Origin of the sequence: Petralouisia muris, from assembly GCF_004793545.1 — a bacterium.
Lineage (GTDB): Bacteria > Bacillota > Clostridia > Lachnospirales > Lachnospiraceae > Petralouisia > Petralouisia muris.
In genome coordinates this window covers 1-6,853 of the sequence record NZ_SRYA01000135.1, presented here as the reverse complement: position 1 = coordinate 6,853, position 6,853 = coordinate 1, and the positions used below count along the sequence as shown (strand labels likewise).

Here is a 6,853-nt window from a genome sequence, read left to right as displayed (position 1 = left end):
ATGGAACTATGTAATACGTGGGTTCAAATAGTACATTTTATTTTGCGACAGTTCCTAAGTGTAAAAATGATAAGATTCTCTGATGTTTGGCGCCTGGCGGCGCCATATAGTATATCTGGCCGTCAATAAGCTCTGCCTGTTGGCCGTCTGGCAAGGCGTAAATATCATCAATCGTGCAGATCCTTTCTTGAGATATTGCCTGATCCATAGCAACACTTACTTTCTGAACTTAATGATAGCTTACATTTCTGTATAATACAATAAATAATCTGCCCAAACTCGGCTTTTCCTTATTCCAGGCATTCAGACACGGACAAAACGACAAAGCGTTAAAACGCCCTTGGAATTGCTCCCATCAAAAACGGAGCCAGACACCATTTTTCCTTTTTTTCATATACTGTAGAGATAATATAAATTGGAGGAAGCATATGGCAAAACCATCCATTGCAATCCTCGGCGGAGATCTGCGGCAATGCTACACAGCAGAATACCTCCTTTCCTGCGGCTGGAATGTAACCTGCTTCCACACCCCGGATTTCCCATGCAGCTCTGGGATCATCCTGGAAGATGACCTGGCGCAGGCGCTGGAACATGCAGACATTGCCCTGCTGCCAACGCCTTTTTCCAAAGACGGCGTCCACTTATTTCAGGCAGACGAACAGCTCGCCCCATGCCCTTTCCATGAATTATGGAAATTCTTAAAACCCGGTCAGATTGTTGCCGCATACAGCCTGTCTTCGGATAACCTGCATAAATTAGAAGAAAAAGAATGCAAAGTCTTCCAGTTCTCCCAGACGTCTGCCTTCGCAGGGGAAAACGCCCTGCTTACTGCAGAAGGACTTTTATCCGAACTGATCCGTTATACGCCCTTTTCCCTGTCCTCAGCCCGGACGCTTCTTCTGGGATACGGCTGCTGCGGCTCTGCCATCGGCACGCTTTTGCATCCTCTGTGCCGCGGCATCTATCTGCTAGAACAGGATCAGGAAAAGCAGTTATTGGCAGAAAAGAAAGGAATCTGTCCCATCCAGAAAGAAGATTTTTCCACGGTGCTGCCTCGCTGCAATCTGGTTATCAACACCATCCCCGCTGCAGTGTTGGAACCTGAATGGATTCAGGAGCTTCCAGGCTCCTGCCATATTTTTGACATTGCATCCTCTCCCTATGGTTTTCCCGGAAATGTAACGGAGAATTATCTGCTGCCTTATTTCAGGCTTCCCGGTCTTCCGGGACGCTTTTCCCCGGTCACTGCCGGGCAGGCCACGGGAAAAATAATAGAAAGGATTACAGATTATGTCATATGATTTTCACGATAAATCCATCGGGATCGGTTTTACCGGTTCCTTCTGCACCTACGAAAAAATTTTCACCGCACTGGAAGAATTAAAGAAAACCGGAGCCAGCCTGCTGCCTGTATTTTCCCTGAACGCCTCCCATCTGGATTCCAGGTTCGGCACAAGCGCCTCTTTTCTGGAACGGGCAAAAAACCTTACCGGCAAGGAACCTATCACCACAATTCCGGGAGCAGAGCCCATCGGCCCCAAAGGATTGACGGATATTCTCGTTATCGCTCCCTGTACCGGAAATACCTTATCCAAACTGGCCAACGGCATTTCTGATACGCCGGTGCTGATGGCGGCCAAATCTCACCTGCGCAACAACCGGCCCCTGGTGCTTTCCTTATCCACCAACGACGCTCTGGGCATGAACCTGAAAAACATCGGCATCCTTTTAAACTCCAAGAACATCTATTTCGTTCCTTTCGGCCAGGATGACTATCAGGCAAAACCCAATTCCATGACTGCCTTCACAGAGCTTCTGCCGGAAACCATCGAATGCGCGCTGATGGGCAAACAGATTCAGCCGGTGATCCGAAGCCCCCACGGCGCGTTTTCCTGATACAATTTATGGCATATACGGGGTATTTTTGCGAAATATCCCATATATGCCACAAAAAAATTGAATTCATGGGGGATGTTATGTATAATAATAATATTGCATTCGGACAAGTCTGAAAAGGATAGGTTTTATGATCATGATAACATTAAAATCTCTCAACAAACCTGAACATAATGTTGCATAATATTACGATAAAAACCTCTCCTTTCATAGTATGGATGTCCATACAACGCGCCGAACAGTTCCTAAGCAAGCTGGAAAGGTATTATAAAATGAAAAAAAGCACAGCAAATGAACAATTACTTGCCTCTATGTTAAGACAGAATCAGGACCCAGGCCGAATACAGAAATTATCTGCCGTATGGCGCTTCAGCGTTCCGGCAATTTTAGCGCAGCTTACCTCCATTATGATGCAGTATATTGATACTGCAATGGTGGGAAATTTAGGCGCCGGCGCATCTGCAGCCATCGGCGTAGTCTCCACCAGCACATGGCTGTTAAACGGCTTGTGCAGTGCGGTATCTACCGGATTTGCCGTACAGGCTGCCCAGCGAATCGGAGCAGGACAAGACAAAGAAGCAAGGCAGATATTAAAACACGCATTGATATTTGCCCTGTGTTTCTCAGGAATCCTGATGACGGCAGGAATTATCATAAGCAAACCTCTTCCCATATGGCTTGGGGCGGGAACAGACATCCGGCAGAACGCTTCTGCCTATTTTCTGATCTATTCCTGCTCCCTTCCTGCTTTCCAACTCCAGAGCCTGGCCGGCTCCATGCTTCAATGCAGCGGAAATATGAGAACCCCGGCCATCCTGGATGCAGCCATGTGCGGCCTGGACGTAATTTTTAACATGCTGTTTATTCAATTCTGGGGCGTACCCGGCGCTGCTTTGGGCACTGCACTGGCTGCAGTGGCAATCTGTTTTGCCAAGCTCTGGGCTGTGTGCTTTCGCTCTCCCAGCCTTAAAATCAACCGCAAAGAACCATGCCCCTTTCGCAAAGACATTTTGTCCCGCATGATATCCATTGGGCTGCCTATGGGATTTGAACATATTGCCATCTGCGGCGCAATGATCCTTTCTACCCGCATCATTGCGCCTCTGGGCACAATTGCCATGGCGGCCAACTCCATTGCGGTTACGGCAGAAAGTATCTGCTATATGCCAGGCTACGGAATTGCCAACGCCGCAACTACACTGGTTGGCCAGAGCGTTGGGGCAGGCAGAAAAACACTGGCCAAAAGCTTTTCCAATCTGTCAACGCTGTTAGGCTGCCTGATTATGACACTTGCCGGGATTCTGATGTATTTTATATGTCCTTGGATTTTCAGGATGCTGACGCCAGACCCTCAGGTACAGTCCTTAGCGTCTGAGGCGCTGCGGATTGAATTATTTGCGGAACCCTTCTACGCCGCTTCTATTGTGGCTTCCGGAGCCCTTAGAGGCGCAGGCGACTCCCTGATTCCGTGTCTGTTAAACCTGGCCAGCATCTGGGGCGTCCGGTTGACTGTCTCGGTCTTACTGGTGGGACAGTGGGGACTTTTAGGCGTCTGGTTTGCCATGTGTCTGGAGCTGTGTGTAAGAGGCGCTTTGCTGGTATATCGGCAGCAGCGGTTTCAATGGTAAAAACAACTGTACCAATTTCTCTCACCTATTTTTCAGGGTATATTCCATCATTTCATAATGGAGCTGAGAGCCCTCTGCAATTTCCGGCGGCAGCAACGCCCTTGCCACACATTTCAGTTCTTCCGCCGGATGATCGGCCTGCTGCAAATATGCGTAATCGCCGTCAATCCGCGCCACTGTATATTCCATTGGTCCAAAATTCATAGTTTTTCTCCTTCCCCTTTCTTGCAGGACAACGCCATAATGTCACAAATTTCATCCACAGGAATCCGTGTGTAATCGCTTAATTCCTCCATTCCCGGGATGGTTCCGTTCTCCTCGGCCAGCGCCTTCTGTGCCTCATAGACCAGATTGACCTTCGCCAGGATGCTGCTTTCGCCGTGATCCGTCCCTTCCGTTTCCTGGCGGTACTGCTCCATGGCTTCCCGGACATAAGCCTCCAGTTTCCGCTCCATGGCGCCGCTGTCTAAGGCCAGCTCCCGGTACTGATCACCTGCTCCAAGCAGCTGTTCCATTCCCAGCAAAAGCCCCATATTTCCTTCCTGCACCAAATCCTCCACCAATGCCCGGCCCGTCACATAAGCCCCTGCAATCTCTGTAATCCTTTTCAGCCATTGGGTGGAAATCACGGAAACCGCCGAGGAGTCTCCCTCCAAAAGCTTCCGGTACACTTCCTCTTTCCCTTCCCGGGATAACTCGGAAATATGATTGATTTCATTGAGGTACATCTGATAATGTCTGGTATGATCCTTCCTGCCCCCTGAGGATTTTTTATTTTTTGTCTGTTGAGACGTCCGCCCGGTTTCTTCCGATATAGGTTTCTCCATGGGCTCCTGAAAATATTGATAAATCATCTCCTGCTGCTGGGGCGACAATTCCATATCCTTAAAATATTCCTGAATCTCCTCCCGGCCCATAGGCTCCTGAGAAGCCTTTGCTACCTCTTGGACAGCGCGCAGTGTTTCCATAAATAATGCTTTGTCTACCATAAACTCCTCCTGTTCTTTCCCTGACATTGTACCATGGGATATGGTTTTTGTCAGCTTTTTCTTAGCAGACAGATTCAAAACCGTAAACACTGCGGCCCACTGTTTCACTGCCGCTGATCGCTTTTACAAATTGACCGGCGGCCTGCAGCTTCCTTCTCTGCAGATATACAGAGTCGCCCGGTTATTAATCCTCTCATACTCCTCGCTTTCTTCCCACAGCGCTACAAGATCCGCTTCCTTTCCGTACATCTTCTGCAGTCGTTTCAAATCCTTCTCTTCCTTCAGCACTCCGACAATATGTTCCGGTGGATTCTGATATAAAAGAGCCGCCAGCAGGGAAAAACTTTGGCCTTCCGGATACTTTTCCGCAAAAAAGGAAAGGAAATTCAACTGCCTTACCGCCTGCTCCCTCCAGCCTTCCTTTCCGGTAATCTGCCACAGCTTCACCAAATTATAGGCCATTACAGAATTTCCGCTGGGAACTGCGCCGTCATACGTCTCCTTTTGGGATGCAATCAAAGATTCATTTTCCGTCCCGTAAAGGAAATACCCGCCTTTTTCCTGATCCGCAAACAATTCCCATGCCTTCTGGCAGTACCCCTCTGCCATTTCCAAGTATTTTGGCTCCAGGGAAGCGCCATAAAGTTCAATCAGCCCAAATCCATAGAAGGCATAGTCTTCCAGAAACCCTTTGCCCTGGCAGTGGCCTCTGCGGCAGCTTACAAACAGAGAATCTGCTTCCTTCCTCTGCTTTTCCAAAAACTCACAGGCTGCCTTTGCCTGACTCAGATAGCCGTCCTGTCCGAAAATCCGGTACATTCTGGCAAATGCCCCTATCATTAAGCCGTTCCAGGAAGTAAGGATCTTATCATCCAAAAACAACTGATAGCGCTGCTTCCGATATGCGTAAACCTTAGGCAGAAGCCGTTCCGGTTCTGTGTGGGAATACTCATCCTCCATGCCGCAGATCTGCAGCATTTCCTCCGTGCCAGTATCCTTCAGCCGATTGGGTATGCTATTCCCTTCAAAATTCCCTTCTTTGGTAATATTAAAATATTCATTAAATTTCCTTCCAGCAGAAGCCCCCAGCAGAGAAGTAAGCTCTTCGCAGGCAAAAACATAATATTTTCCTTCCTCTCCCTGGCTGTCCGCATCCTGGGCCGAATAAAAGCCGCCGTAGGGATCTGTCATTTCACGCTGGATATACTGAGCCGTTTTGCGAACGACCTCCCGGTAAATTTCTTTTCCGGTGATGGAATATGCCTGGGTGTACGCCATAAGGAGAAGGGCGTTGTCATACAGCATTTTCTCAAAATGAGGCACCAGAAAATATGGATCGGTGGAATATCTGGAAAAGCCGCCGCCGATATGGTCAAACAGCCCACCCCGGTACATCTGCACCAGAGTTTTTTCCGCCATTTCCAGGGCGCGCCTGTCCCGGTTCACCCGATAATATTCCATCAGAAACATTAGATTGTGGGCCATAGGAAATTTGGGAGCATCGCCAAATCCGCCATTCACTTCGTCAAAGCTGACTTTGAACCGCCGCACCGCCTGCAGGGATAAATGCTGCCAGGAAAGCTTTGATTTCTCTGTTTTTTGCTCTTTGTTAAGCTGCCCGCTTAGTTCTTCGGCAGACTCTATCAAGTTCTGCCTGTCCTGGCTCCAGCGTTTGCTTAAAGCCCGCAGCAAATCCAAAAATCCAATCTGTCCGTAAGCGCTTTCTTTTGGAAAATAAGTTCCGGCATAAAAAGGCTTCTGGTCCGGCGTCAGAAAAAGGCTGGCCGGCCATCCGCCGCTGCCGGTAAACATCACGCAGGCTGTCATGTAAATGCTGTCTATATCCGGCCGTTCCTCTCTGTCCACTTTAATAGAAATATAATTCTGATTCAGCTCTTTCGCCACCTCTTCATCTTCAAAATTCTCATGAGCCATCACATGGCACCAGTGGCAGGTGCTGTAGCCAATGCTTAAAAATATCGGCTTGTCTTCTTTTTTTGCCCGCTCAAATGCTTCCTCGCACCAGGGATACCATTCGATCGGATGCCTTGCATGCTGCAGCAAATAAGGGCTTGTTTGATTTTTCAAATGATTTCTCAGTTTTATCACCTCAGATTCAAATTGTCTCTGGTATAATATCTGCTATTTCACGGATTCCAAAACTGGGAAAATTTAGAAAATATATTTCAATAACGATTAATTATTGCATCTGCGCCAAGCGCGGCCAGCCGCCCCATTTCCGTAGAAATCTTCCATTCCCCCAAAGTCCCCGTCATTAATCGGGTATAAAAAAGTGTCTTCGACACTTCAGCCCCCTAGCCCCCATTCATGGGGGAATTA

At 48.3% G+C, this 6,853-nt stretch carries 6 protein-coding genes and 1 pseudogene; 3 read left to right on the top strand and 4 right to left on the bottom strand.

Annotated features, from left to right (window positions below; all coding sequences use genetic code 11):
• Nucleotides 1-55: 55 nt before the first annotated feature.
• Nucleotides 56-208: pseudogene (locus E5329_RS32395) on the bottom strand (Uma2 family endonuclease); the annotation flags it as partial.
• A gap of 220 nt (nt 209-428) precedes the next feature.
• Between E5329_RS32395 and E5329_RS27665 the strand changes: the two are divergent.
• The 3 genes from E5329_RS27665 (at nt 429) to E5329_RS27655 (ending at nt 3,524) form a co-directional block, all read left to right on the top strand.
• Nucleotides 429-1,301, top strand: coding sequence for a dipicolinate synthase subunit DpsA (locus tag E5329_RS27665; RefSeq protein WP_135992374.1), 873 nt, complete (start codon nt 429-431; stop codon nt 1,299-1,301).
• A complete protein-coding gene (locus E5329_RS27660) occupies nt 1,291-1,896 on the top strand; it encodes a dipicolinate synthase subunit B (RefSeq protein ID WP_135992373.1) in 606 nt (201 codons plus the stop codon). The genes E5329_RS27665 and E5329_RS27660 overlap by 11 nt, the downstream gene beginning before the upstream one ends.
• Before the next feature lie 272 nt (nt 1,897-2,168).
• Nucleotides 2,169-3,524 (top strand): MATE family efflux transporter, encoded by a 1,356-nt coding sequence (locus E5329_RS27655; RefSeq protein ID WP_135992372.1) that lies wholly within the window; start codon nt 2,169-2,171, stop codon nt 3,522-3,524.
• Between the two features lie 21 nt (nt 3,525-3,545).
• Here E5329_RS27655 and E5329_RS27650 read toward each other — a convergent pair whose 3' ends face one another.
• From E5329_RS27650 to E5329_RS27640, 3 genes are read right to left on the bottom strand one after another with little or no spacing between them, the layout of a single operon-like run.
• Nucleotides 3,546-3,728, bottom strand: a complete 183-nt coding sequence (locus E5329_RS27650) for a chorismate--pyruvate lyase (RefSeq protein WP_135992371.1) — start codon at nt 3,726-3,728, stop codon at nt 3,546-3,548.
• The gene (locus E5329_RS27645) at nt 3,725-4,621 is read right to left on the bottom strand and encodes an RNA polymerase sigma factor RpoD (protein WP_135992370.1); all 897 of its coding nucleotides are present in this window, start codon (nt 4,619-4,621) and stop codon (nt 3,725-3,727) included. The genes E5329_RS27650 and E5329_RS27645 overlap by 4 nt, the downstream gene beginning before the upstream one ends.
• A gap of 15 nt (nt 4,622-4,636) precedes the next feature.
• Nucleotides 4,637-6,601: a thioredoxin domain-containing protein gene (locus E5329_RS27640; protein WP_275443825.1), complete on the bottom strand. Its 1,965-nt coding sequence runs from the start codon at nt 6,599-6,601 to the stop codon at nt 4,637-4,639.
• Nucleotides 6,602-6,853: the final 252 nt, after the last annotated feature.